This is a genomic window from Acinetobacter brisouisimilis (genome assembly GCF_000368265.1).
In the GTDB taxonomy this organism is placed as follows: domain Bacteria; phylum Pseudomonadota; class Gammaproteobacteria; order Pseudomonadales; family Moraxellaceae; genus Acinetobacter.
The window spans coordinates 1-22,335 of sequence record NZ_KB851221.1 but is presented as its reverse complement, the minus strand read 5'-3'; the positions used below and the strand labels follow the sequence as shown (position 1 = coordinate 22,335).

At 43.6% G+C, this 22,335-nt stretch carries 26 protein-coding genes and 1 pseudogene; 21 read left to right on the top strand and 6 right to left on the bottom strand.

Features of this window, described 5'->3' with window-relative positions:
- Position 1 precedes the first annotated feature (1 nt).
- From F975_RS15140 to F975_RS15040, 21 genes are all read left to right on the top strand, one after another.
- Positions 2-277: a phage holin family protein gene (locus tag F975_RS15140; protein ID WP_004755221.1), complete on the top strand. Its 276-nt coding sequence runs from the start codon at positions 2-4 to the stop codon at positions 275-277.
- Positions 274-1,128 carry an N-acetylmuramidase domain-containing protein gene (locus F975_RS15135; RefSeq protein WP_004755219.1) on the top strand — a complete coding sequence of 285 codons (855 nt, stop codon included), beginning with the start codon at positions 274-276 and terminating at the stop codon, positions 1,126-1,128. Before F975_RS15140 ends, F975_RS15135 begins: the two co-directional genes overlap by 4 nt.
- Before the next feature lie 12 nt (positions 1,129-1,140).
- Entirely contained in the window at positions 1,141-1,644 is a 504-nt protein-coding gene (locus F975_RS15130; protein ID WP_004755217.1) for a phage tail protein, read from the top strand.
- Positions 1,645-1,653: 9 nt separating this feature from the next.
- Positions 1,654-2,106: a phage virion morphogenesis protein gene (locus F975_RS15125; RefSeq protein WP_004755215.1), complete on the top strand. Its 453-nt coding sequence runs from the start codon at positions 1,654-1,656 to the stop codon at positions 2,104-2,106.
- 68 nt (positions 2,107-2,174) lie between these two features.
- Positions 2,175-2,708 (top strand): phage baseplate assembly protein V, encoded by a 534-nt coding sequence (locus F975_RS15120; protein ID WP_004755213.1) that lies wholly within the window; start codon positions 2,175-2,177, stop codon positions 2,706-2,708.
- The gene (locus tag F975_RS15115) at positions 2,705-3,052 is read left to right on the top strand and encodes a GPW/gp25 family protein (protein WP_004755211.1); all 348 of its coding nucleotides are present in this window, start codon (positions 2,705-2,707) and stop codon (positions 3,050-3,052) included. The genes F975_RS15120 and F975_RS15115 overlap by 4 nt, the downstream gene beginning before the upstream one ends.
- Positions 3,053-3,952, top strand: coding sequence for a baseplate assembly protein (locus F975_RS15110; protein WP_004755208.1), 900 nt, complete (start codon positions 3,053-3,055; stop codon positions 3,950-3,952).
- A gap of 2 nt (positions 3,953-3,954) precedes the next feature.
- Positions 3,955-4,557 carry a phage tail protein I gene (locus F975_RS15105; protein WP_004755207.1) on the top strand — a complete coding sequence of 201 codons (603 nt, stop codon included), beginning with the start codon at positions 3,955-3,957 and terminating at the stop codon, positions 4,555-4,557.
- The gene (locus F975_RS15340) at positions 4,512-6,464 is read left to right on the top strand and encodes a BspA family leucine-rich repeat surface protein (protein ID WP_081399825.1); all 1,953 of its coding nucleotides are present in this window, start codon (positions 4,512-4,514) and stop codon (positions 6,462-6,464) included. Before F975_RS15105 ends, F975_RS15340 begins: the two co-directional genes overlap by 46 nt.
- Positions 6,461-7,843 (top strand): phage tail-collar fiber domain-containing protein, encoded by a 1,383-nt coding sequence (locus tag F975_RS15095; protein WP_004755203.1) that lies wholly within the window; start codon positions 6,461-6,463, stop codon positions 7,841-7,843. Before F975_RS15340 ends, F975_RS15095 begins: the two co-directional genes overlap by 4 nt.
- Positions 7,844-7,855: 12 nt before the next feature.
- Entirely contained in the window at positions 7,856-8,140 is a 285-nt protein-coding gene (locus tag F975_RS15090; protein WP_004755201.1) for a hypothetical protein, read from the top strand.
- 101 nt (positions 8,141-8,241) lie between these two features.
- Positions 8,242-9,399, top strand: a complete 1,158-nt coding sequence (locus F975_RS15085; protein WP_004755199.1) for a phage tail sheath protein — start codon at positions 8,242-8,244, stop codon at positions 9,397-9,399.
- 4 nt (positions 9,400-9,403) lie between these two features.
- Positions 9,404-9,919 (top strand): phage major tail tube protein, encoded by a 516-nt coding sequence (locus tag F975_RS15080; RefSeq protein ID WP_004755197.1) that lies wholly within the window; start codon positions 9,404-9,406, stop codon positions 9,917-9,919.
- A gap of 64 nt (positions 9,920-9,983) precedes the next feature.
- A complete protein-coding gene (locus F975_RS15075; RefSeq protein ID WP_004755195.1) occupies positions 9,984-10,319 on the top strand; it encodes a phage tail assembly protein in 336 nt (111 codons plus the stop codon).
- An 8-nt stretch (positions 10,320-10,327) separates the two neighbouring features.
- Positions 10,328-10,447: a GpE family phage tail protein gene (locus tag F975_RS15625; RefSeq protein ID WP_034426446.1), complete on the top strand. Its 120-nt coding sequence runs from the start codon at positions 10,328-10,330 to the stop codon at positions 10,445-10,447.
- Positions 10,444-13,542 carry a phage tail tape measure protein gene (locus F975_RS15065; protein WP_004755193.1) on the top strand — a complete coding sequence of 1,033 codons (3,099 nt, stop codon included), beginning with the start codon at positions 10,444-10,446 and terminating at the stop codon, positions 13,540-13,542. Before F975_RS15625 ends, F975_RS15065 begins: the two co-directional genes overlap by 4 nt.
- Positions 13,543-13,553: 11 nt before the next feature.
- Entirely contained in the window at positions 13,554-13,979 is a 426-nt protein-coding gene (locus F975_RS15060) for a phage tail protein (RefSeq protein ID WP_004755191.1), read from the top strand.
- Entirely contained in the window at positions 13,976-15,472 is a 1,497-nt protein-coding gene (locus F975_RS15055) for a contractile injection system protein, VgrG/Pvc8 family (RefSeq protein ID WP_004755190.1), read from the top strand. The genes F975_RS15060 and F975_RS15055 overlap by 4 nt, the downstream gene beginning before the upstream one ends.
- 279 nt (positions 15,473-15,751) lie before the next feature.
- The gene (locus F975_RS15050; protein WP_004755188.1) at positions 15,752-16,684 is read left to right on the top strand and encodes a DUF2971 domain-containing protein; all 933 of its coding nucleotides are present in this window, start codon (positions 15,752-15,754) and stop codon (positions 16,682-16,684) included.
- A 552-nt stretch (positions 16,685-17,236) separates the two neighbouring features.
- Positions 17,237-17,533, top strand: a complete 297-nt coding sequence (locus tag F975_RS15045; RefSeq protein ID WP_004755186.1) for a type II toxin-antitoxin system RelE/ParE family toxin — start codon at positions 17,237-17,239, stop codon at positions 17,531-17,533.
- A gap of 1 nt (position 17,534) precedes the next feature.
- Complete coding sequence (locus F975_RS15040) at positions 17,535-17,825, top strand: addiction module antidote protein (RefSeq protein ID WP_004755184.1); 291 nt, start codon at positions 17,535-17,537, stop codon at positions 17,823-17,825.
- 155 nt (positions 17,826-17,980) lie between these two features.
- Here F975_RS15040 and F975_RS15035 read toward each other — a convergent pair whose 3' ends face one another.
- The 6 genes and pseudogenes from F975_RS15035 to F975_RS15015 form a co-directional block, all read right to left on the bottom strand.
- Positions 17,981-18,586 (bottom strand): hypothetical protein, encoded by a 606-nt coding sequence (locus F975_RS15035; RefSeq protein ID WP_004755182.1) that lies wholly within the window; start codon positions 18,584-18,586, stop codon positions 17,981-17,983.
- A 339-nt stretch (positions 18,587-18,925) separates the two neighbouring features.
- Positions 18,926-19,732 (bottom strand): DNA adenine methylase, encoded by an 807-nt coding sequence (locus F975_RS15025; RefSeq protein WP_004755180.1) that lies wholly within the window; start codon positions 19,730-19,732, stop codon positions 18,926-18,928.
- On the bottom strand, positions 19,716-19,916 hold the full coding sequence (locus F975_RS16205; RefSeq protein ID WP_081399824.1) for a Com family DNA-binding transcriptional regulator: 201 nt from the start codon (positions 19,914-19,916) through the stop codon (positions 19,716-19,718). The genes F975_RS15025 and F975_RS16205 overlap by 17 nt, the downstream gene beginning before the upstream one ends.
- 102 nt (positions 19,917-20,018) lie before the next feature.
- Positions 20,019-20,153, bottom strand: a pseudogene (locus tag F975_RS16065) (recombinase family protein); the annotation flags it as partial.
- Between the two features lie 94 nt (positions 20,154-20,247).
- Positions 20,248-20,769, bottom strand: a complete 522-nt coding sequence (locus F975_RS15020) for an ankyrin repeat domain-containing protein (protein WP_004755178.1) — start codon at positions 20,767-20,769, stop codon at positions 20,248-20,250.
- Positions 20,770-20,881: 112 nt separating this feature from the next.
- Positions 20,882-21,475 carry a recombinase family protein gene (locus tag F975_RS15015; RefSeq protein ID WP_004755176.1) on the bottom strand — a complete coding sequence of 198 codons (594 nt, stop codon included), beginning with the start codon at positions 21,473-21,475 and terminating at the stop codon, positions 20,882-20,884.
- Positions 21,476-22,335 lie beyond the last annotated feature (860 nt).

Genomic DNA, 22,335 nt, shown 5'->3' with positions numbered 1-22,335 from the left:
CATGCTTGAAATTCTCTATTCCGTGATTGCCGTCGTTTTATACGTGTTGATTGCTTTACGCATCATCTGTTTTGACAGTAATGCCACTGTGCATCAGCGCCTACATGAAATGGTTGCCTTCATTTTGATTGCCGCGCTGTTTGGGCAAAGCATCAACATTATTTTCTATAAAGATCCAGTCACCATCTGGGATGCATTTTTTGCGCTGGTGCTGTTTGTGATTGTATTTCGGGCAAAGGGCAACATTGCTGTGATTTTTCGGAGTAAGTCATTATGATTTTAAAATTTGGTTCCAAAGGTGCTGAAGTCCTTGCACTGCAAAAAGCCCTCAGTCGTTTGGGCTATGCTGATGCAAAGGGTAAAGCACTGGCAGCCGATGGTGATTTTGGTGCAGGCACAGAATATGCGGTGATGCAATTTCAGAAAAAACTGGGCTTGGTGGCTGATGGCAAAGTTGGGGATAAGACCTTGACTGCAATTAATGGCACAGATGTCAGTAAGTTGCTTAAAGACAGCGATTACCAGCAAGCCGCTACTCGTTTAAAAGTTTCAGAATTGGCGATTCGGGTGTTTGGTGCGGTAGAAGGGCGTGGGCTAGGTTTTCTCAGCAATGGTAAACCCAAGATTCTGTTTGAACGCCATCGTATGTATGCCTATCTGAAACAAAAATTTAGCCTAAGTCGTGCCAATGAACTAATACAGAAGTATCCGAATATTGTGAATACTGCAACGGGTGGTTATCAGGGTAACGAAGCGGAATATGTACGTTTAGAGCTTGCAAAACAGATTGATGTTGAATGTGCTTTACAGTCAGCCAGCTGGGGGCAGTTCCAGATTATGGGCGAGAACTGGAAAGACTTGGGCTATAGTTCGGTACAGGATTTTGTTGATCAGCAATATTGTAGTGAATCGCTCCAGCTTGAAGCCTTTATCCGTTTTATTGAATGGAAGTCGGGTACAGTCAACAGTAAAAAAGTGACCTTGCTGGATGCATTACGCACTGAAAACTGGGATGCAGTTTTTACCCTGTATAACGGCTCGAATTATAAAAAACTGGGTTATCAAGCCAAGTTTCAAGCGGAATGGGATCATTTAGCCCCACTTTATCCTGTGCAACAGGTTGCCTAAGAGGGATTGGGCATGCAGAAACCTCAGCAACTCAAAGACTTTTTAGTCAGCAGCATTTCTGAACTCAAGGTCAATCCTGACCGTTTACTGGTGTTTGTGGATGAGGGGCATTTGCGCAGTACCTTAGCCAATGGCTTATCCTTTGAATATGCCTACAAACTCACCTTAATTCTGACCGATTATGCTGGTGATTTGGCTGCGATTAGTGTGCCTTTACTAGACTGGGTTCGGGTTCATCAATCTGAGTTGCTAACCAATCTAGATCAGGTCAAAAATGCCATTTCCTTTGAAGCCGAAATTCTCGCCAACGACAAAGTAGATCTTGTGGTGCAATTACCCCTCACTGAACGAGTTGTTGTCAAACAGCAAGATGATGGCAGCCTGAATATTAGCTATCCAGCCGAACCACAATACCAAAAGGCTCAAGATTCAACACTGGTTACCTTGTATAACAAAGATGGTTCTGTGCTGGCTGCATGGCAATCGGCAGATCCACAGCAGCATTATTCTTTATAGTGGGGACGTATGGCTGATTTGGATTATCTCCCTGAACATCTCACTGCACTTTTAGCCCACGTCAGTGAGCAAGAGCGCAATAAGCTTGCCCTGAAAATTGCCCGTAAAATCCGTGCCAGCCAGCGTTCACGGATTACGCGCCAGCAAAACCCCGATGGTTCAGGCTATATTCCAAGAAAAAACCTGAGAGGGCGTAAGGGCAAGATTCGCCAGAAGATGTTTAATCAGATTAAGAATGCTCAGTTTTTACGGGTTGAAAAGATCTCACAAGGCGTGGCAATTGGTTTTAGTGAACGTATTTCGCGGATTGCCAATGTGCATCAGTTTGGTTTAGTGGATCGGGTCGAACACAATAGTCAATCACCACGGGTCAAATATGCCAAACGTGAACTATTAGGCTTTAGCGAACAAGAAATTTCCCTGATTGAAGACAGCTTGCTTGAGCATTTTAGCTCGACATAAAGTCCTTAAATTTAATTTAAGAACTCATCCTTGCTGCAAAAATAAAACCGCTGCAACACGATTGCAGCATGAATGCAGATACTTCCCGTCGCTTGGAGAATTTGATCCGTTTGGGTCGAATTGACAGCGTTACCCCAGCCGAACCTTTCCATACCGTCACGGTCAATTTAGGCGACATCGTGACCCATCAATTACGCCTGATCAATTTACGGGCGGGGGCAGACCGAAGCCATGATTTACCGAGTATTGGTGAGGAATGTGTGGTGTTTAGCCCCTGCGGTGAGCTGGGTTTGGGCGTGGTACTTTGTGGTTTAAATAATGAAGATCACCCCACTATTTCTAATAATCCCAACATCAAGTTACGCCTGTTTGAAGATGGGGCACTGATCAGTTACGACACAGAGAACCATTCTCTACAGGCAATTTTGCCTGAAGGGGCAGAAGCGATCATCACCGCAAATTGTCGCATCAATGGCAGCTTACATGTCACCGAAGGCATTACCACCGATGGCGATGTTAAGGCTGGGGATATTTCCCTTAGACACCATAAAACCAGCAAGGTTAAAGCAGGCTCGGATGATTCAGGAGAACCTATTCCATGATGTCATGCAGCACTGGCCAGCTTTTACAGGATGAGATCGACAGCATTCAGCAATCGCTGACCGATATCCTGTCCACACCACTCAATTTACGCATCATGCGTCGCAATTATGGTTCACGCCTTGCGGATCTGATTGATCAGCCTGTGAATGATGCACTGATTGTTCAACTCTACAGTGCCATTTACACCCCGATTTTACGTTGGGAAAACCGTATCAGCATCGAAAAAATTGCCGTGTCCAACATCAGTTCAGGCGGTCTGATGATCGACCTTGAAGCGGTGCATCTGCTGTCTGGACAGAGCCTGAATTTAAACATTCCATTGAAAATGGGAGCAATCGCTTAAATGACCAGCGCAAACAGTGCCATCGACCTTTCCCAACTTGATCCCCCCGAAGTGGTCGAAGAAATTGATTATGAAGTCATTCTCAGTGCAGGCATTCAGGACTTTTATGCACGGATGCAGACATTGGGGGTGGATTATCCGCAGTTACGTGAATCTGATCCTGCCTACAAGTTAGCTGAAGCCTTTGCCTATCGGGAAATGCTGCTCAGACAACGTGCCAATTCATCCGCCAAAGCGGTGTTACTGGCCTATGCCACAGGTTCAGATCTGGAACATAAGGCAGCAGAACGCAATTTACAGCGTAAGGTGATCAGTGAAGCCAGCAGCAGCCAAGAGGCGGTACTGGAAACCGATGATGCCTTACGTACCCGTGTGCAGCTGGCGCCTGAAGGCTATACCACCGCAGGTTCGGAAGGCTCTTATATCTTTCATGGCATGAATGCCGATGTACGGGTCAAGGATATCCAGCCCGATTCACCCAGTGCTGGGGTGGTCAATCTGTATGTGCTGTCCAGCGAGAATAATGGACAGGCACAGGAGGATTTGCTCAATGCGGTCAATCTGGCGGTGAATCAGAAGCAGATCCGCCCACTCACCGATCAGGTGCAGGTGTTTTCCGCCAGCATTGTTGAATATGAAGTCGAGGCAGTGCTGGAAGTTGAGGCTGGGCCTGACTCGGATGTGATTCTACAAAAGGCACAAGCCGAACTGGCCAGCTATACCCAGCAGAGCCATGCCTTAAGTAAAGCGCCTGCCTTGTCAGGGATTTATCAGGCCCTACACCGACCAGGCGTGTCCAGTGTCGAGCTGCTCAGCCCAACCCAGAATTTTAAATTAGCCGTGGGTCAGGCGGCCTACTGTACCGCGATCAATGTCAGCATCCGCACACTGGAGAATTAAGCATGTCGAGTTTACTGCCGCCAAATGCCACTGTCTTTGAACGCTGTTTTGATCAGGCTTTTGCCCGCATTGCCGACGTGCCAATCCTGACCCGTTCTCTGAATCATCCACAAACAGCACCCCGCGTGGTCTTGCCATGGCTGGCATGGGAACGCTCGGTGGATTACTGGAACAAGGACTGGTCAGAGCAGCAGAAGCGCAACACCATTGCTGCAGCCTATGACGTGCATTGCCACAAAGGCACCATTGGGGCGTTAGAAACCGCCATGAATGCCATCGGCATCAGCTGTCGGGTGGAGGAATGGTTCAAGACCAGCCCGCAAGGCACCCCCTATACCTTCAATATCTATATCGAAATCAATCAAATCGGGGCAACCCAGAGCCAATTGGTGGATGAACTGGCCAGTGCCATTCGCATCAATAAAAACCTCAGATCACACCTGTTAGGACAAAGCGTGGTGGTTCGCAGTGATGTGACTGCCTGCGCTGCAGCCGTGTTGTGTCTGGGCTGTGAAATTGACTTTGTCGGGGTGGCAGGTTCACTGGCCCTGAACGGGTCATGGTCACTGGATGGTTCTCAACAACTGAATGGAGTAAAACGCTGATGGTGAATTTGGTCGGCAAAAAGTTATGGTCGGATGTGCGCCTGCTGGAAAGTCATGAATACGCACAGGGCGGTGAAAACGGCAATATGAATGAACAGGCCAAAGCCCTGCTCAATCGCACCGAATATTTAAGAGGATTGCTGGAGCAGCTGCAGCAGACCCAGCAAAGCCAACAGGACTGGCAAGCGCAGTTTAGCGAGCAGATCAGTCAATTGGGTCAGCAGATTAGCCAGATCAATCTCAAGCTGGAACAGCTAGGTCAGCCAAGCACTCCAGAGCAACCCAGCATCAGTTGTGAAGGGGCAACCGCACAAGTCCGCTTGATTAATGACAGTGACTTCATGCTCTACAACAGTATTTCTGCGATGATTGTGGATGGTATCAGTTATGCCAAACAAGGTTGGGGGGATTACGGTTTACCTGAAGGTATTCTCGCCATTTCAACAGAACGTCTCAATGGCAACAACACCATCAACTTTAAAAACCTAGACAGCAGCGATCATCGGATTGAGCTGGTGGGCTATACGGGAGATATTGCCGATCCACGTCTGGGCAATGATAACCCGACACTGGCACGTAACCAGAGCGGTAATGTGATTTTCTGCTTGGCAGGATTTAATCTGCTCAATATCAGTTGTGTGAATGCCACCCATCAAGTGGCTGTAAACATCGGTGTTGATGACAGTGGCGTTGACGGCCTGTATAGTGAAATTACCCTCAATCAGCAGAGCTATCGGATTGATGCAGTTGCCGATCAACGCTTCTATGACACCTTCCGTCAATATATCAGTCAAAACCTTGGGGACTGGTTGGCGGTTCGTGATTATCAGGCGCTAGATCCGAATATTGCCTATGATCCAAACTTTGTTTTTTTAGTTGAAAATATCTCGGATCAGCCCTTACGTGTACAGCTTCGTACCAGCTCAGATTCGACCTCATTAACGGGCGATGAATACGCAGATGTCGGTTTCATCACGGGTGCAGATAATGGTTACAACCCAACTGTCGGGCAACTGGATCAGAATGCCAATGCCAAGTATGGCAATTATAGCGTGTGCCTGAATCCACTCTCCGAGGTTCAGATTGAGTCTGATGCGGAAAATACCCTTCAAGCCCAACTGCTTGAGGGTATGTTGATCAGTGAGAATATCCAGCAAATCCAGTTTGCCAATGGCGATGTACTGAATCTGAATACAGGGCTGAGTAACATTTCAGCCGAACGTGCAGGTTTAGCCCTGTGTATTCTCAAAGCGGATGCAGATCAAAACAGTGATGTACGTCTGGGTGGCCCAGCGCTCTCTGAGATTGTGTCCTATCCAAGCCGTGCTTTAAACCGTATCTGGCATGCAGGTTCATCTGCGACCCAGTATCTGCCTGCCTATAAATCCATTCATTTGAGCAGCGTACCTGAGCAATGTCCGAATGTGCGTTGTCTCGACTCCATGTTCTCGGGCTGTGAAATCTTCAATGATGCCAATCTCTCCAATTGGGATATCTCACAGATTGAGTCTTTAAACTATACCTTCTGGGGAACGCTGGCATTTAACCAGCCACTCAACTGGAACGTGAGTCAGGTCACAAATTTCACAGGGACGTTTGCCTATTCGGCATTTAATCATGCGTCAATCCAAACATGGGATGTATCCAACGGTACGATGTTCTGGTCAATGTTTGAAGGCAATAAAGTCTTTAATCAATCCTTGTCAGCGTGGAATACCAAGAATGCACATAATATGAATGCCATGTTCTTGAATGCATTGCTCTTTAATCAGGATTTATCGGCATGGTGCATGGCACAGATCACGGTATTGCCTGATCAATTTGCTGCTGGCAGTGCCTTGACGACCCAGCATTACCCTGTCTGGGGGACTTGCCCACGTGGTGAAGCTTCAGGAGTCAGCGCATGAATTATCAATGCATTCATACCCGTAAAGGACTGCAACTTTTAGCACAGGCTGAAGCGCAAGGCACACAGCTACGTTTAACTCACATGGCTGTGGGTGATGGTCAGGGCTATGCGGTCAGCCCTGACCCTGCACAGAACCAGCTGGTTCGGGAAAGCTTTAGAACCCCAATCAATCGGGTGTTTCAAGACCCTGAAAATGCCAACAAGTTTACCGTGGAGATGATTATCCCTGTCAGTGCAGGCGGCTTTGTGATGCGTGAAGTCGGGGTGTTTGACAGCAATGGCAACCTGATTCTGGTGGGCAATTTACCCGACACTTATAAGCCTGTTGCCAATGATGGGGCATTTAACGATACGGTGATCCGTATTCCGTTTATGGTCAGTAATGCTTCCACGATTCAACTGCAGGTTGATCCGAATGTGGTGATTGCCACGCATAGTTGGATTCTGAATACCATCACCGCAGGCTTACTGATTGGCGGGGGCACCACAGGGCAAGTGCTGAAGAAAAAGTCCAATCTGGATGGTGATGTGGTCTGGGAAGATCCCAGCGCCAGCAATGTTTTTGTCGATACGCTGGAAGAAGAACAGCAGCTGGTGGAGCAGCAGACCCAAGTGATCTTGTCACAACTAACCACGACAGGCTTGGCAGTGTATATCAACGGGCAACGCATCAGTCAGAAAGCAGGTGTTGAGGGCTGGCAAGCCTTATCCGCCACCAAAATCCAACTGGGGCAAAGCTATGCGGCAGGCAGTCAGATTTTATGCGTGCAGAATGAGCCTTTAGGCACAGCACCTTATCCTCTGGCCCAAGCCGAGAATCTGGCCGATGTCGAGGACAAAGCCCTTGCCCGTAACCACTTGGATGTGTTCAGTAAAGCGGAGAGCCGCAGCAATGGCATGCCTGCAGGTGCTGTGGTGTACTTTGCCATGAATAAAGCCCCGACAGGCTATCTCAAAGCCAATGGCGCAGCCATTTCCCGCACGGTGTATGCCGAATTATTTGCCGAGATCGGCACCAGCTTTGGTGCTGGGGATGGGGTAAATACCTTTAACCTGCCTGATTGTCGGGGTGAGTTTATTCGTAGCTGGGATGATGGACGGGGCATTGATCTGGATCGGGTCTTGGGCAGTAAACAAAGCCAGCAACTGCAAAAGCATAAGCACCTGAGTTTTGGTGAAGCCACTGCCAACTGGGTGTTTGGCAACAGCAGTACCCGTAGCAAGATGGGTACCAGTGGCGGGGTCGACTACGATAATTATTTTTATTACACCAATGATGGCGCTGAATACAAAGAGAGTAATCCGAATGCCATTGGGGTGGTTGGTGAAGAAACCCGCCCACGCAATATCGCCTTGCTGGCCTGTATCAAATATTAAGGAGCCGATCACATGACTGAAAAAATCGTCTATCAGTATGATGCTTCAGGTTTATATCTCGGCACCACCATTGCCGATGAAAGCCCGCTGGAGCAAGGCGTGTTTCATTTGCCTGCGCATTGTACCGAAACCACTGTGCCCGCCACTTGGGCAGAGGATCAGCATCCACGCTGGGATGGTCTCACATGGCAACTGGTGGCGAAACCGAAACTCACTGTTGCAGAATCCCCTGAGCAAAAGCTAGCAGACTTTCTGAAAAATAATCCTGATGTATTGAATTTAATCCATGCTGAGTAAAAGTCTTTATTCCCTCTTTTAGAACTTTTACTCGATGCAATTTTAAAATGACTCTGTAACCCTGTGATCTGAAAAAAATTTACCAGATCACAGGTTTTTTTATGGCAGATTCCTATCATCACGGAGTGAAGACACTGGAGTTGAATGACGGTACCCGTCCGATCCAGACTGTTTCCTCCTCCATCATTGGCATGGTCAGCACCGCATCCGATGCTGACCCTGACCAGTTTCCCCTGAATACCCCCGTTCTGATCACCAATACCCAAGCCGCGATTGACAAGGCTGGTACGCAGGGTACGTTGGCGCGTTCCTTACAAGCGATTGCCGATCAAGCCAATGCCGCCACCGTGGTGGTGCGGGTTGAACAACTCAGCGGTCAGGCTCAGCAAACTTCTGCAGTGATTGGCGGCACAGTCAACGGCAAATATACAGGTATGAAAGCCTTGCTGGCCGCCGAAGCCCAGCTTGGGGTCAAGCCGCGAATTTTAGGTGCACCAGGACTGGACGCGGCAGCCGTGGCCACCAGTCTGGCGCAGCAGCTGCGGGCTTTTGCCTATGTCTCGGCTTTTTCTTGTGAAAGCAAAGAACAAGCCACAGCTTACCGTCAAACTTTCGGTGCACGTGAGTTGATGGTGCTGTGGCCAGACTTCTTGGGCTGGGACACGACACTCAACGCCACCAGCAGCTTTGATGCCACTGCGCGTGCTTTAGGTTTACGCGCCAAAATCGACAATGACATCGGTTGGCATAAAACCTTATCCAACGTCGCGGTCAATGGTGTGACGGGGATTAGCAAAGATGTGTATTTCCAGCTGCAGGACTCGACCACCGATGCCAATTACCTGAATGAGCATGAGGTGACCACCCTGATCCAGCGTGATGGTTTCCGCTTCTGGGGTTCACGAACCTGTTCCGATGATCCGCTATTTGCTTTTGAAAACTATACCCGTACTGCACAAATCCTTGCTGATACCATGGCTGAAGGGCACATGTGGGCGGTGGATAAACCGCTGACGCCAAGTCTGGCCCGCGACATCATTGATGGCATCAATGCCAAATTACGCGAAATGACAGGCACTTATTTACTCGGGGGTCAATGTTGGCTAGATCCAGCCATCAACAGCAAGGAGGTGTTAAAAAGCGGCAAGTTCTATATCGATTATGACTATACCCCAGTCCCACCTTTGGAAAATCTCACCTTACGTCAACGCATTACCGACCGCTATTTGGTGGACTTTGCTGCGCGAGTAACAGGATAAGACTATGGCTTTACCCAAAAAACTCAAACTGATGAACCTGTTTAACGACGGTAATTCCTACCTTGGACAAACAGGTGAGGTGACCTTACCTAAACTGGGACGCAAGCTGGAGAACTGGCGTGGCGGTGGTCTGATGGGCAACGTCAAGGTGGACTTCGGTCTCAGTGACGACATGATCGAAATGACATGGAAACTCGGTGGGATTGATCCGCTGGTGATCCAGCAATATGGCGCAGCTTCAATTTCTGCCTTTGGTTTACGTTTCGCAGGCTCTTATCAGCGTGACGATACGGGTGAAACCACAGCCGTGGAAATCTCGCTGCGTGGTCGTCATGAAGAAATCGACTTCGGCAATGCCAAACCCGGGGACGACACCGAAATGACCATGAAAACTATCTGGAGCTATTACAAGCTGAGCATTGATGGTGCTGTGGTGATTGAAATCGATATCCCGAATCTGATCTGCACCGTCAACGGGGTGGATCTGTACGCCAAGCACCGTGAAAACATTGGACTTTAATTTTGTACCCCACTGGTGATCGCCAGTGGGGTGTGATGACTTTTTTTGATTTTAGGAACATCCCATGACTGAACAACAACAGACTGAAAACCGCGACATCTTGCAACAGGATTCACAGCGAATTGATCTGGACAGCCCATTAATGATGGGCGATTTAAAGATTGAAAGCCTAGAGATTCGTAAACCAAACGTGGCGGCCTTACAGGGCATCAAGCTCAGTGATCTGGCGCAAGGCGATACTTTGGCGATTTGTACCGTGTTGCCGCGGGTCTGTACGCCGAGTTTAACCAAGGCACAGATTGCCCAACTTGACCCTGCGGATCTGGCACAGATTGGTGGAGTGTTCGTGCTTTTTTTGCAGCCGAAGTCAGTGCGTGCGGAAATGTTACGCCAACTGTAGACGATGCGATTGCCAATATTGCGGTGATCTTTCACTGGCCACCGCAGTTTTATGACGAGATGTCACTTTATCAACTGATGCAATGGCATCAAAAAGCCATTGAACGAAATGGAAATGATGCCGAATGAAACCGTTACGCCTTGAAATTCTGTTTGGATCAAAGGACAAACTTTCACCCGCGTTGCGTTTGCTGGTCAGCAGCAGTAAAGCTGCGGCCAGCGCAAGCAAACAAGCCCGTGATGAGCTAAAAAAACTCAACGACCAGCAAAAGCAGATCGATGGCTATATCAAACAGAAAAAAGCCACCGAAGACAGCGCCAAAGCCTTACAAGACATTCAAACCCGCATTAAAAGTTTACGGCAGGAGATGGCACGCAACCCATCCGATGCATTAAGCCGTGAATTTGATAAAGCCACCACACAGGCACGCAAACTCAAAGAGGCGCATAGCCAGAATCAGATCAAGCTGCAGCAGCTACGCACTGGACTGAATCAGGCAGGCTTTTCCACGCACAATCTTGCCCAGCAACAAACCGATCTGACCCGTCGCATTACCGCTGCCAACAGTTCTATCGAGAGCCAGAAAAATAAACTGGCCAATCTCAGTCGCTTACAGCAAAGTCATAACCGACTCAGCACAGGCACGCAGAAAATGGCGATGTATGGGGTTGGGGCAGCAGGCACAGGGGTTGCGGCTTTATATCAGATGCGTAAACCGATTGAGGAAAGCAAACGTCTGGATGTGGAAGAGCATCGGATTGGCTCACTGGGTTTAGGTAAGAAATCCACCCTTGAAGCCATTCAATATGCCAAGGCCATGAAAACTTTCGGTACCAGTACCTTAGATAACATGACGCTGGTGCGGGACGGCATCACCGCTTTTGCCGATGTGCATCATGCCAAGATGGTTGCACCCATGCTGGCCAAGATGAAGTTTGCCAACCAAGCCATGTATGGTGAAGAACATGGGGCTGAAAATGAAAAGAAATTCATGGACATGCTCAAAGTTATCGAAATGCGGAATGGCTTAAAAAGTGAAGCGGCATTTAAAGAACAAGCCAACATGATCCAGCAGGTGATTACCGCCACAGGGGGACGGGTACAGGCCGAGGAATGGCTGAACCTGATCAAAACGGGGGGTATCGCAGCTAAAGGGATTGATAACAAGGCGTTCTATTACAAACTGGAACCTTTAGTGCAGGAAATGTCAGGCTATCGGGTCGGGACAGCCATGATGTCTGCTTATGCCAACCTGTATCAGGGACGTACCACCAAACGGGTCGCCAACCATCTGGATGATCTCGGCCTGATTGCCGATAAACGCAAGGTTCACAATGACAAGGTCGGGCAAATTGCCTATCTGGATATTGGGGCAATCAAGGGTGCAGCGCTGTTCAAGAAAGACCAGTTCGCTTGGATGGAACAGGTGCTATTACCGACTTTAAAAGCCAAAGGCATTACCAAAGAAAGCGATGTGGTGGATGCGATTGGTAGCATCTTTAGTAACCGTACTGCATCGCAACTGTTTTCAACCATGTATTTGCAGCGGGAAAATATTCATAAAAACATGCGCCTGAATGAAGGTGCAGACAATATCGAGCAACTGGATAAACAAGCCAGAAATACCACTGCAGGTCAGGAAGTTGAAGCCAAAGCCAAACTGCATGATGCCTATTTGCAATTTGGGCAAACGATTCTGCCCATCTATACCCAAGCCTTGGTTATGGCAAGTCATGCCATGCAGGTGTTTACAGGCTGGATGCAGAAAAACCCAGCCTTAGCCAAAACACTGGGCACTGGATTACTGATTGCTGCTGCAGGGCTGATTGCGATTGGGGGGACGCTGGCCTTGTTGTCACCGTTGATTTTAACTGTACTGAGTCTCAGGTTGATGCTGTCCACGCTCAGTATTACCAGCACAGCCGTGAGTATCGCCTTTAAGGTGTTACTGAGTCCTGTCAAACTTTTAGGGGCAGGTTTATTGTGGCTGGGCAGAATGTTCCTGCTGGCAGGGCGGATGATGCTAACCAATCCGATCATTTTAGCGGTGAGCTTGATTGCAGGAGCAGCCTATCTGATTTACCGCAACTGGACGCCAATCAAGCAGTTTTTTACGGAGATCTGGTCAAGGGTAACCAATGTCTTTCAGACAGGCATCAACTCGATCAAGAGCATGATTCAGTCCGTGGATAGTGTATTTGCCAATAATCCATTGCTGACCTTCCTGTTTCCACTGATTGGTATTCCTCGCCTGATTATTGCCAACTGGTCGAGTATCCGCAGCTTCTTTGCTGATCTCTGGATGAGTCTCCAATTGGGAGCCAGTGAAGCATGGAATAGCATCAATCTGTTGTTTGCCCCGATTGGACTGTGGTTCTCGGAGCGTTGGGCGCAGATTAAAACTGGGGCCAGTGAGGCATGGGGCTTTGTCAGCCAAAGTGCTGCAAGTGCATGGAATGCCATCAGCACCGTGTTTGCCCCTGTTGGAATGTGGTTTTCTGCACGCTGGGCAGAAATCAAAGCCGTATTTAGTGGCGGGTTGGCAGGACTGTCTGCCCTGATTCTGAACTGGTCGCCCATCGGGCTGTTCTATGCTGTTTTTGCCCGCGTGATGAACTGGTTCGGGGTGGAGTTACCCAGCAAGTTTACAGGCTTTGGTCAGATGATCATTGAAGGGCTAATCAAGGGCTTAAATCAGGGTTTTGACAAGCTGCAAAGCAAGTGGCAGGAAATCAATAACTATATGCCTGACTGGATGCGTAAAAAGATGGACATTCACAGCCCATCACGGGTGATGGCAGGGCTGGGGCATTTCATCATGCAGGGGATTAATGTCGGTCTGGATCAGGGTTTTCCAAGCCTGAAAAACAAGTTCAATACGGTACTGGATCTGTTTCAGGGCAATGCCCCACAAGTCGATCTGAAAAGCCGTTTCAGCAATGCTTTAGGGCAACTGGCACAAAGCAATACTCCACGAGAAGTCTTTGACCCCATCGCCAGCATTCAATCGATTGTCACCAAAGTTAAAGCGGTGCAGCTGACCCCTGCATCGAGCAAAGCCAGCCGCCCAATTGTGATTGAAGGTGACACTATTACCGTGCAGATCCATGCCCAGCAGGGGCATTCGGTACAGGATCTTTACCAACAATTTGAACAGTTTTTACAGCGTCGTGAGCGAGAAAAACAAGCCCAAGCCCGCACACGCTTCTTTGATGATGAATAAGGATTTTAGCCATGATGATGATCTTTGGAGTATTTCCCTTTGCGATTCCCACTGCAACCTATCAACAACTGGTGCGAAAAACTGCTTGGCGACATGTCAGCAATGCAAGGGTTGGGGAAATGCCTGCCTATCAGTTTGTGGGGCGAGGTGAGGACACCATCTCACTGGAAGGCTCGATTGTGCCTGAATTTGGTTCGCCGATGAGCATGAGCGCCTTACGGATCATGGGAGATACAGGCATGTCCTTTCCCTTGATTGGCGGAACAGGAAAGGTGTTTGGTTTATATACCCTGAATGATTTACAGGAAACCCAGAGCTATTTTTTTAAGGATGGGACACCGAGCAAAATCGAGTTTTCATTAAACCTGACCCAAACCATGCGACCAGGAACGCTGATTGGTAATGTGGTCGGTAGCTTACTGGGGCTTGCATCATGACCTTATTGACCACCTTAAGCTCTACCGTCAAAGGCGTACTCAATAGTTATCCCAAAGCCATATTTAAACTGGTGGTGGATGGCATCGATATTTCCAGCAAAGTGAATAATCGCCTGATTCAAATGCGGATTGAAAATAAACGCGGTTTGGAAATTGATACGCTGGATCTATCCTTATCCGATCATGATGGTTTACTGAATATTCCCAGCAAAGGCGCAGTGATTGAAGCATGGTTAGGTTGGGATATTACAGGTCTGGTGTATAAGGGCAGCTATATCGTCAAAGAAGCCGAACATTCGGGTGCGCCTGATATCTTACGCCTGCGTGCCACCAGTGCTGACCTAAAAACCACACTCAAGCAAAAGCGCGAACGCAGCTTTGACAATATCTTGTTGGGTGATCTGATTGAAAAGATTGCCATTGAGCAAGGTTTAAAGTTTCAAGTGTCGCCTGAACTGGCCACCCATAAAATTATCCATATCGATCAGAATGAATCAGATGCCAATCTGCTGACCCGTCTTGCCGATGAACATGATGCAATTGCTACGGTGAAAAATGGCAGCTTACTGTTTATGCTCAAGGGGCTGAGCCAATCGGCATCAGGGCAGAATCTACCCACTATGCTGATCCAGCGCAATAACGGGGATAATCACCGCTATGGTTTTAGCGATGGCGGGGAAGAAGTCACAGCGGTGCGGGCATTCTATTATGATGCAAAAATGGCAAAAAAACTGGAAGTGGTGGTCGGTGACCAAAGCAATCAGAACATCAAGGAGTTGCGTCATGTTCACCGCGACAAGGACAGTGCCATATTCACCGCACGGGCCAAGCTGAATCATTTGAAACGTACCGCAGCCACGCTGAGCTATAAACTGGCCAAAGGCGAACCGCAACTGATCCCAGAGATGACCTTTTTATTTCAGGGCTTAAAAGAGGACATTGATGCGATTTACTGGTTGGCCAGCAGCGTCACCGACAATTTGGACAGTTCTGGTGGCTATACCACCGATTTGGAGCTGGAGATCTTCTTTCCAGATGCGGATGATGTCTCAGATTTGTTTGAAGACCAGTTTGTCACCGAGAAAGATAAAAAATGGACAGGGGTGGTGGTTTATTATCAGGAAGGCAGTCAAGCCATTCCGATTAAAAAAGGTGATCAAAGCCATCCGAAGCACTTTACTTATTTGTATGAAAGCAAAGCCGCCGCTCAGCAACGTGCCAATCAAGAATATTCCTTACTGGATTTAGAAACAGGCAAATTCAAGGCGCATAATCAATTGGAGATGAAGCCCTATACAGGAGTGAAAGCCCAATACACCATCGGTAAAAGCCTAGCGCCACGTTACTGGGTGACACTGGGGGATCAGTCCAATGCTAAAGTGATCAGTCATGTTTATCATAGTAAAAAAGCAGCGGAAAAGAGGTTAAAGCGTGAATTACCAAGGCTGAATGCTAGAAGGAATATGATTCGGCAGGTGAAAGCGGCAAATTAAAAAATAGAGAATCTTCTGATGGAATTCTTGAGAATCACTAAGCAAAAACGTGGAACAATGCTCAAAAAATAGGCGTGGAACGTGAAAAATCCACTAAAAAGCCCGATTGGTGAGAATCGGGCTTTAATATAAAATATAAGATACTGAATTAAAACAAATAAAACAACCGATTTTGTATAAGGTGTATTATGTTAACTTTAGAGAATCTACATTAATTTTATATATAAAAATGTAGATGTTTGAATCTTACTGATAAGCTATATATGAGTATTTTTTATTATGTCGTTATATAAATTTTTTCCAAAAGATGAAGATTTAATACAAAAAATTTTTATTAGAGACTATTTTTGCGCTATTAAATGTTCCTTACCTAAGGATTACAATGATCCATATGAACTATTTTTAGGGCTAGATACCTCTGTAAGTACTCGTGATTTAGCTTTTTATAATGATGTTATACAAGAAATCCCACAACTTCCAACTACCTGTTTTTCTAGGTCAATAGTTTCATTACCTATGTGGGCACATTATGGAAGCAACAATATGGGTTATGCTATTGAATATGATGATCAAATATTAAAAGAATGTTTCCCTGATGCATCAATAAAAAATATGAACTATCTGTCAGAACCAAGTACAAATATAGCTAAAACGTTACAAATGGCTTCTGAAACTTTAAAGCCTAGATACTTAGAGTTTCTAAGACAAACCGTAATGTATAATGCATACTTTTCAAAACTAGAAGAATGGAGCTATGAAAAAGAATGCCGTTTTGTAGAAACAGGTAATTATACTGAAAAAGTCGATTCAAACGATATTCTATTTATTCCAATTTCAGCCGTTAAGTCTATAATTTTAGGGAAAAATATATCTCAGACAAACAAAGATAGGCTAATCAAAATTTCAAAAAGATATAAGATAAAAGTTTACAACTTTAATATTAGTAAAACTTCTTCTTCACCGTTTTTAACAGATTTAGATGGTGAATCTTTTGTTTTTGACAAAGAGAAAGAAGAAATTATTTCAGCCCATAAAACATGTAAAAACTGTCCACAACCTTTATTTACAGAATCCGAGATATGTGAGATTTGTAGTATTACTGAATCTCATAAACAAGATGCTATAGATAGAAATACGTTTAGATTACTCCATTATACTGGGATACTTGACCAATACCTAAAAGGATTTAATAGGATATCTAGCAATAAATAATGATCTCACTCATTCCCCACAGCCGTCGGGCTGACAGGTGCACGTTGAGAGAGTTTCGGCAATATTCACCCTAAGAGCCTGCAAAAATTGCTTGCTCTTAAAGTATTGTCGTACACCTGATTCGGGATGACGGAGCCACGCATCGGCCGTATCTATGCAAGGGGGAATTGTGCTTTCTCTTATAGGCTGAGATTACGATTCATACATTATTAAAAAACTATAATTTTCAACCAAATCAGCTTCTATTTAACATAATGGTCGCTATACGAAACGCATTCATTTAAAACAATATAAATCAATAACTTGACCAATTTCAAAAAACCAAAAAACATCAAAAAAGCCGACTTTGAAACATGTCGGCTTTTTTATGTTCAATTCTGGAATATTTCGCCAATAAAATTGATGATTTTTAATCAAAATTAGTAATTCCATATGCTTTATAAGCCTTTTATGACCGAAAGAATCCACAATTTCTGCGGATAACCCTTGGGATAAAAATCTTGCATTATGTATTCGATCGAATACAATAAAGTAAGATAAGAAGGAACTCCCATGATTGAAATTAAACGTCTGCCTGAATTTGATGAATGGCTAGATGGTATTAAAGACAATATGACCCGAATCCGCTTGAATCGCAGATTAGATAAAGTTCAACGCGGGAATTGGGGAGAGATAAAACCACTCCGAGAAGGAGTTTGGGAAATGAAAGAGACCTTTGGGGCTGGTTGGAGAATGTACTACATCCAACATGGTGATGTTGTGATTGTCATGCTAGGTGGTGGTGAAAAATCCACGCAAAGCAAAGACATCGATCGAGCAGTCAAACTATCGAAAACATTGGAGGATTAAAATGGTTAAAGTCGCTGATTTACCAAGTTTTGATATGGCTGAGTCACTCAAAACTGAAGAAGACATTGTGATATACCTCAATATGGTTCTTGAAGAGAATGATCCTGCTGAATTAGCCCATGCGCTTGGTGTAATTGCCAAAGCAAGAGGTATGACTCAAATTGCGAAAGAAGCAGGTATTGGACGTGAAGCTCTTTACAAAGCACTTCGTCAAGATTCAGCACCTCGTTTTGATACGATTAATCGTGTAGTAAATGCACTTGGTTTAAAGCTAACAGTACAACATGCTTAAAATTTAAATAGTTTCTAACAAAAAAGCTCCCGACATCCTGTCGAGGGCTTTGTATATTTAGTTCTAGACATGCTGGTCGTATCTTAGATCTTGTTTTTCATAAATTCATTATTTTATAAATTACTAACTATTCAAATTTTTACTTTTCAATTTACCTAAGGCAATAGATATTTCCAAGATATCCAAAAGAAGTCATTCATATCTTTAGCTAGAAACTTTATATCTTCAGGAATCAATGAATCATGATATATACAAAATAAAAAATATGATATTAATTTACCTTCAATTAAGTTTATATTATTGAGTTTATTAAATTTTATATCATCTACACTATAGTCTTCATTTAATGGAAATAATGAATAAAGCCATGGCTCTAAAGAATTAATTTCTTCTATAAAAATATTTCTATTTTTTGTATAATTCCACATTAAAGATTGTATATAAAATTTATAAGATTCAGGTTTTAAGTAATTAATTCCATAAGAATACTTTTTTAAATAAGAAATTGGTACATCTTTCCATGATTTATAAGGATCAATATATTCACCATATTTTATAATTATTTCATTTATATACCTCATTTCTTCCATGCTCCATTGCTTCATAGAAAAAATATCTAGCTTATTAGCATTAAACCATGTAGCTATCGTATTGGAATAAGTATCTAAGAAATCACACTCTAATAAGCTATTTCCATCTAAAAATTCAGAATCCACAAGATATTTACTTAATAAATTATCTAATAAATTTATATATTTCATTTACTTAATTACCATATAGCCAACGCAAACTTTTTCATCCTGTCTTCATGCTTTTTTAGCTTAATTAAAGTAAGGTTGGTGAGGAATATTGAATAGCCATCAAATATCTCAACTTTAAATGACTTCCTGAAATTTAGCTCAGATAATATAAAAAAGCCCCCGACATCCTGTCGAGGGCTTTCTATATTTGGTTCTAGGCATGAGTCCTGTCGTACCTCACATCCTGATGAGTGAACATTTAAGTTCTTGAACGTCCTGTTCTTCATGAGTGCATGATAGCAAACTCAGCCTAACTACCTACTGGCAAATGTCCTGAATCCTTGTCAGTAAATGCTTACACTAAAAATTATAGATAATCAGCTCATTGCCATTATGTTCTTCATGAGCAGCTTTGCTATTCACTGACCAACGAATCTTACGATGAGTCATTGTGTAGTCTTTAAATAACTCTCGTACTTCAGGAACATCATTTAAACTCAGGATAAATTTACCCTGAACTTTATCGAGCTTTTCCTTCAGCGTATAAAAATCTTCTTTCGTCCAGATGCCTTTACCATACATGTTTTCACAGTCCCAGTATGGTGGATCTAGATAAAATAGCGTTTCAGGCCCATCCATTCTTTTTAACATATACGTGTAACTGTTGTTTTCAATCACCACATTTTGCAAACGCTCATGAATTGAAACCAGATGAGTTCTCAATTCATCACCGAGTTTGAGTCGGCTTTTTCGATCACGGGAATAAGAAAACGAACCATCCAACTGGCATCCAAATGCAGCACGGAGCAAATAATAGAATTTTGCTGCACGTTGAATATCAGTTAAGCCCCGATCATTTTTGCGCATTTCATTAAATGTCGTGCGTGAAAATAACTGCAATTCAAACTCTGCCAAGAAGGCATCAAAGTGAAATTTTAAAATACGGTACAAGTTGATCAGGTCATCATTGATGTCATTGATCACTTCAACCTGAGAGGCTGTCTTTTTAAATAATACCCATCCAGCACCACCAAAGACCTCTACATAGTTTTTATGTTCAGGCATTAAATCAATAATGGTGCGTGCCAGTTGAGATTTACCGCCTAACCAGCCGCTAAAGCTATGCCCTTTGGGATTATATTTTACTAGTTCATTGGTTTGTGTCATGGATCTTACCCGATACAGAAAGTTGCTCTAGGCAATCAGGTAAGGCACTCTGGGTGCTCATATAAGAATTGATGTTTTTACAACGAGGGCATTTAATTTCTAATTCACTAAAACCCTTCACTTTTGCCAGTAACTTGGAACAAGTTCGGCACTTAATACACAGCAAGTTCAAGAATAAAAACACTCCTTAATATCAAATAATTAACTTCAACCATTCTACCTTTTTCAAGCAACCTCACAATCCATCTATAGTTCTTAGCTGCCCTTTAAGATTTATAGCTCTATTTTATGATAACTTTGCGACTCGATACACCGTTGCTACCCCTACCCCTACCCCAACCGCTTTAGCAATTTCCTCACGGGTCATCGTTTCTACCTGCAATAACTGCTTGATTCGCTCATGTTTGGCTGTATTAGTTTTTCATCCTGAATCATGCAATTGCATGCTTGGCAGATCCACTACAATCAATTTTAAGCCCTCTGCCTTTTCCAAGTTATAGAAATATTAATATAATTTATAGTCTTTTTTTATGAGATAATTTTTTTAATAAGTGTAAATAATCTGCTATTTCTTTCTCGCCTCGTTCTAAGGCAAATCCTTCTGCATCCATATTATTCATATAGTCTCCTGTATAAGAGATTTTATAATCAATTCCATTTTCTATTAAGATTTTAACTATATTCAGATTCCCTTTCATTATTGCACCAAATAAAGGATTTCTTTCTGGTTCACTAATATCCATCTCTACATTATTTAATGATAGCAAATATTCTGTTATATCTATATGACCACTTGAAGCAGCTGTATTCAATATATTTCCACCAAATGTACCACCCTTTTTATTAGGATCTAGCCCTTGGAGTACTAAATACTTAACTATTTCTAATGTCCCACTACTAGATGCAACATGAAGCCATGTCCCAAATGGTGTATCAATAGACATAAGTTTAGGAAAAGTAGTAAATATTTCTTTTAGCGTATTTAAGTCATTATTTTTTATGGCATTCCTAATTAATGCAATACTTTCAAAATCCATAACTATTATTAATCTCCTTTTCTTCTATGCACTGAACCAAGTTGAGTTTGTTAGAGACAGTTTATCTAACTAAAAGGTGCCTACAAAATCGGTGGCTATTCATCCAGTCTATCTATACCAACTTTGCTACTCGATACACTGTTGCCACCCCTACCCCAACCGCTTTGGCAATTTCCTCACGGGTCATTGTCTCCACCTGCAATAACTGCTTGATTCGCTCATGTTTGGTTGTATTGGCTTTCTTACCTGAAGGTTTATAGCCTGAACGCAATAAGCCCTGTTTAATGCGTTCCCGACGCTTATCATTGTCCAGTCGAGCCATGGTTGCTAGCAGGTCAATCAGCATGGCATTTACCACATGTAAAATTTCGTTGGTCATACCATCCTGAATCATGCCATGTGTGGTTGGCAAATCCACCACAATCAACTTTAAGCCTTTTGCCTTGATTTGCTGCTTCAGCGTATCAAAATCGTCTTGAGAGAGCCGTGACAGGCGATCAACACTTTCAACCAGTAGAATGTCCCCCTGCTCTGACTCATTCAACAATTTGCTCAATTCAGGGCGATTGAGCTTTGTCCCAGAAAAGTTTTCGATATAGGCAACAAAATGATCCGCATAGTTTTGGCTAAACTGGATCAAATCATCTAAAGCTCTTTCTGCATCTTGGTCTTTGGTAGATGCTCTTACATAGATTCTAACGGTCATAATCAATCATTTAGACTTAAAATTTAGAGTAAAATAATAAAATTCATAAATCACATGATTTATGCTTTAAATGATAGTTTATTGATAGCATAAAAGCAAAAACGATCATTTTCTTTTTTATGTATAGTCTAAAGATAGTTAAGTATTTGAGTTGATATCTATTTTTTACGCCTAAAAATGCCCATAAATAAGTTCACTAAAGTTTTTCTCTTTGAGTGCATTTTTCTAAATGAAAGATTGTTTTTTTTCCAATCATTAAAAATTGAGATTACCAAAACAATTAATATCAACGCCAAAAAAGCTATTGAAATAGTATATAAATCCATAATTAGTCACATTTTTTATAAAGATATTGTATATATAATGATAATTATTATAAATTACAATAATTATGTATAGATTATTATTTAATCATATATTTTTCTATTTACGCTTGAGCTTTTGATAGATATATCACCTGCAGGATAGCTTCATACTCCCCCATATCTCCGCCCCAACAAACAGAAAGACTGCATCTGCAATTGTTGCTCAAAATATTAATAAATATCGTATGAAAGGCACTATTCCTAAATTTGTTAATCGTGTAACAGGCTATTAATTGGGTTAATCATTATTCAGGTTACGAATTTGGACTGTTCTCTGTATGAATAGTCCATTTTTATTTCCCAATTTTATATCACTATAAATTCCTTGTTTAATTGCTAAACAACATAAAACTAAAAGTTATCCACAGGAAAGCTCTATTTTTAATTATTTTTAAATTCTTTTAATGCTTTTAGGCTGGCTGAAAGGCTTATATGGCAATGCTTTCAAGCCCTATATCACTATAAATTCCTTGTCATATCACTATAAATTCCTTG

Coding starts and splice junctions, on each gene's coding strand:
- F975_RS15110 (WP_004755208.1), top strand. CDS start 3,053: ATGACCAGCGCAAACAGTGCCATCGACCTTTCCCAACTTGATCCCCCC.
- F975_RS15055 (WP_004755190.1), top strand. CDS start 13,976: ATGACCTTATTGACCACCTTAAGCTCTACCGTCAAAGGCGTACTCAAT.
- F975_RS15095 (WP_004755203.1), top strand. CDS start 6,461: ATGAATTATCAATGCATTCATACCCGTAAAGGACTGCAACTTTTAGCA.
- F975_RS15045 (WP_004755186.1), top strand. CDS start 17,237: ATGATTGAAATTAAACGTCTGCCTGAATTTGATGAATGGCTAGATGGT.
- F975_RS15035 (WP_004755182.1), bottom strand. CDS start 18,586: ATGAAATATATAAATTTATTAGATAATTTATTAAGTAAATATCTTGTG.
- F975_RS15115 (WP_004755211.1), top strand. CDS start 2,705: ATGATGTCATGCAGCACTGGCCAGCTTTTACAGGATGAGATCGACAGC.
- F975_RS15130 (WP_004755217.1), top strand. CDS start 1,141: ATGCAGAAACCTCAGCAACTCAAAGACTTTTTAGTCAGCAGCATTTCT.
- F975_RS15120 (WP_004755213.1), top strand. CDS start 2,175: ATGAATGCAGATACTTCCCGTCGCTTGGAGAATTTGATCCGTTTGGGT.
- F975_RS15075 (WP_004755195.1), top strand. CDS start 9,984: ATGACTGAACAACAACAGACTGAAAACCGCGACATCTTGCAACAGGAT.
- F975_RS15025 (WP_004755180.1), bottom strand. CDS start 19,732: ATGACACAAACCAATGAACTAGTAAAATATAATCCCAAAGGGCATAGC.
- F975_RS15135 (WP_004755219.1), top strand. CDS start 274: ATGATTTTAAAATTTGGTTCCAAAGGTGCTGAAGTCCTTGCACTGCAA.
- F975_RS15040 (WP_004755184.1), top strand. CDS start 17,535: ATGGTTAAAGTCGCTGATTTACCAAGTTTTGATATGGCTGAGTCACTC.
- F975_RS15125 (WP_004755215.1), top strand. CDS start 1,654: ATGGCTGATTTGGATTATCTCCCTGAACATCTCACTGCACTTTTAGCC.
- F975_RS15065 (WP_004755193.1), top strand. CDS start 10,444: ATGAAACCGTTACGCCTTGAAATTCTGTTTGGATCAAAGGACAAACTT.
- F975_RS15015 (WP_004755176.1), bottom strand. CDS start 21,475: ATGACCGTTAGAATCTATGTAAGAGCATCTACCAAAGACCAAGATGCA.
- F975_RS15140 (WP_004755221.1), top strand. CDS start 2: ATGCTTGAAATTCTCTATTCCGTGATTGCCGTCGTTTTATACGTGTTG.
- F975_RS15060 (WP_004755191.1), top strand. CDS start 13,554: ATGATGATGATCTTTGGAGTATTTCCCTTTGCGATTCCCACTGCAACC.
- F975_RS15105 (WP_004755207.1), top strand. CDS start 3,955: ATGTCGAGTTTACTGCCGCCAAATGCCACTGTCTTTGAACGCTGTTTT.
- F975_RS15020 (WP_004755178.1), bottom strand. CDS start 20,769: ATGGATTTTGAAAGTATTGCATTAATTAGGAATGCCATAAAAAATAAT.
- F975_RS15340 (WP_081399825.1), top strand. CDS start 4,512: ATGGTCACTGGATGGTTCTCAACAACTGAATGGAGTAAAACGCTGATG.
- F975_RS15085 (WP_004755199.1), top strand. CDS start 8,242: ATGGCAGATTCCTATCATCACGGAGTGAAGACACTGGAGTTGAATGAC.
- F975_RS15050 (WP_004755188.1), top strand. CDS start 15,752: ATGTCGTTATATAAATTTTTTCCAAAAGATGAAGATTTAATACAAAAA.
- F975_RS15090 (WP_004755201.1), top strand. CDS start 7,856: ATGACTGAAAAAATCGTCTATCAGTATGATGCTTCAGGTTTATATCTC.
- F975_RS15080 (WP_004755197.1), top strand. CDS start 9,404: ATGGCTTTACCCAAAAAACTCAAACTGATGAACCTGTTTAACGACGGT.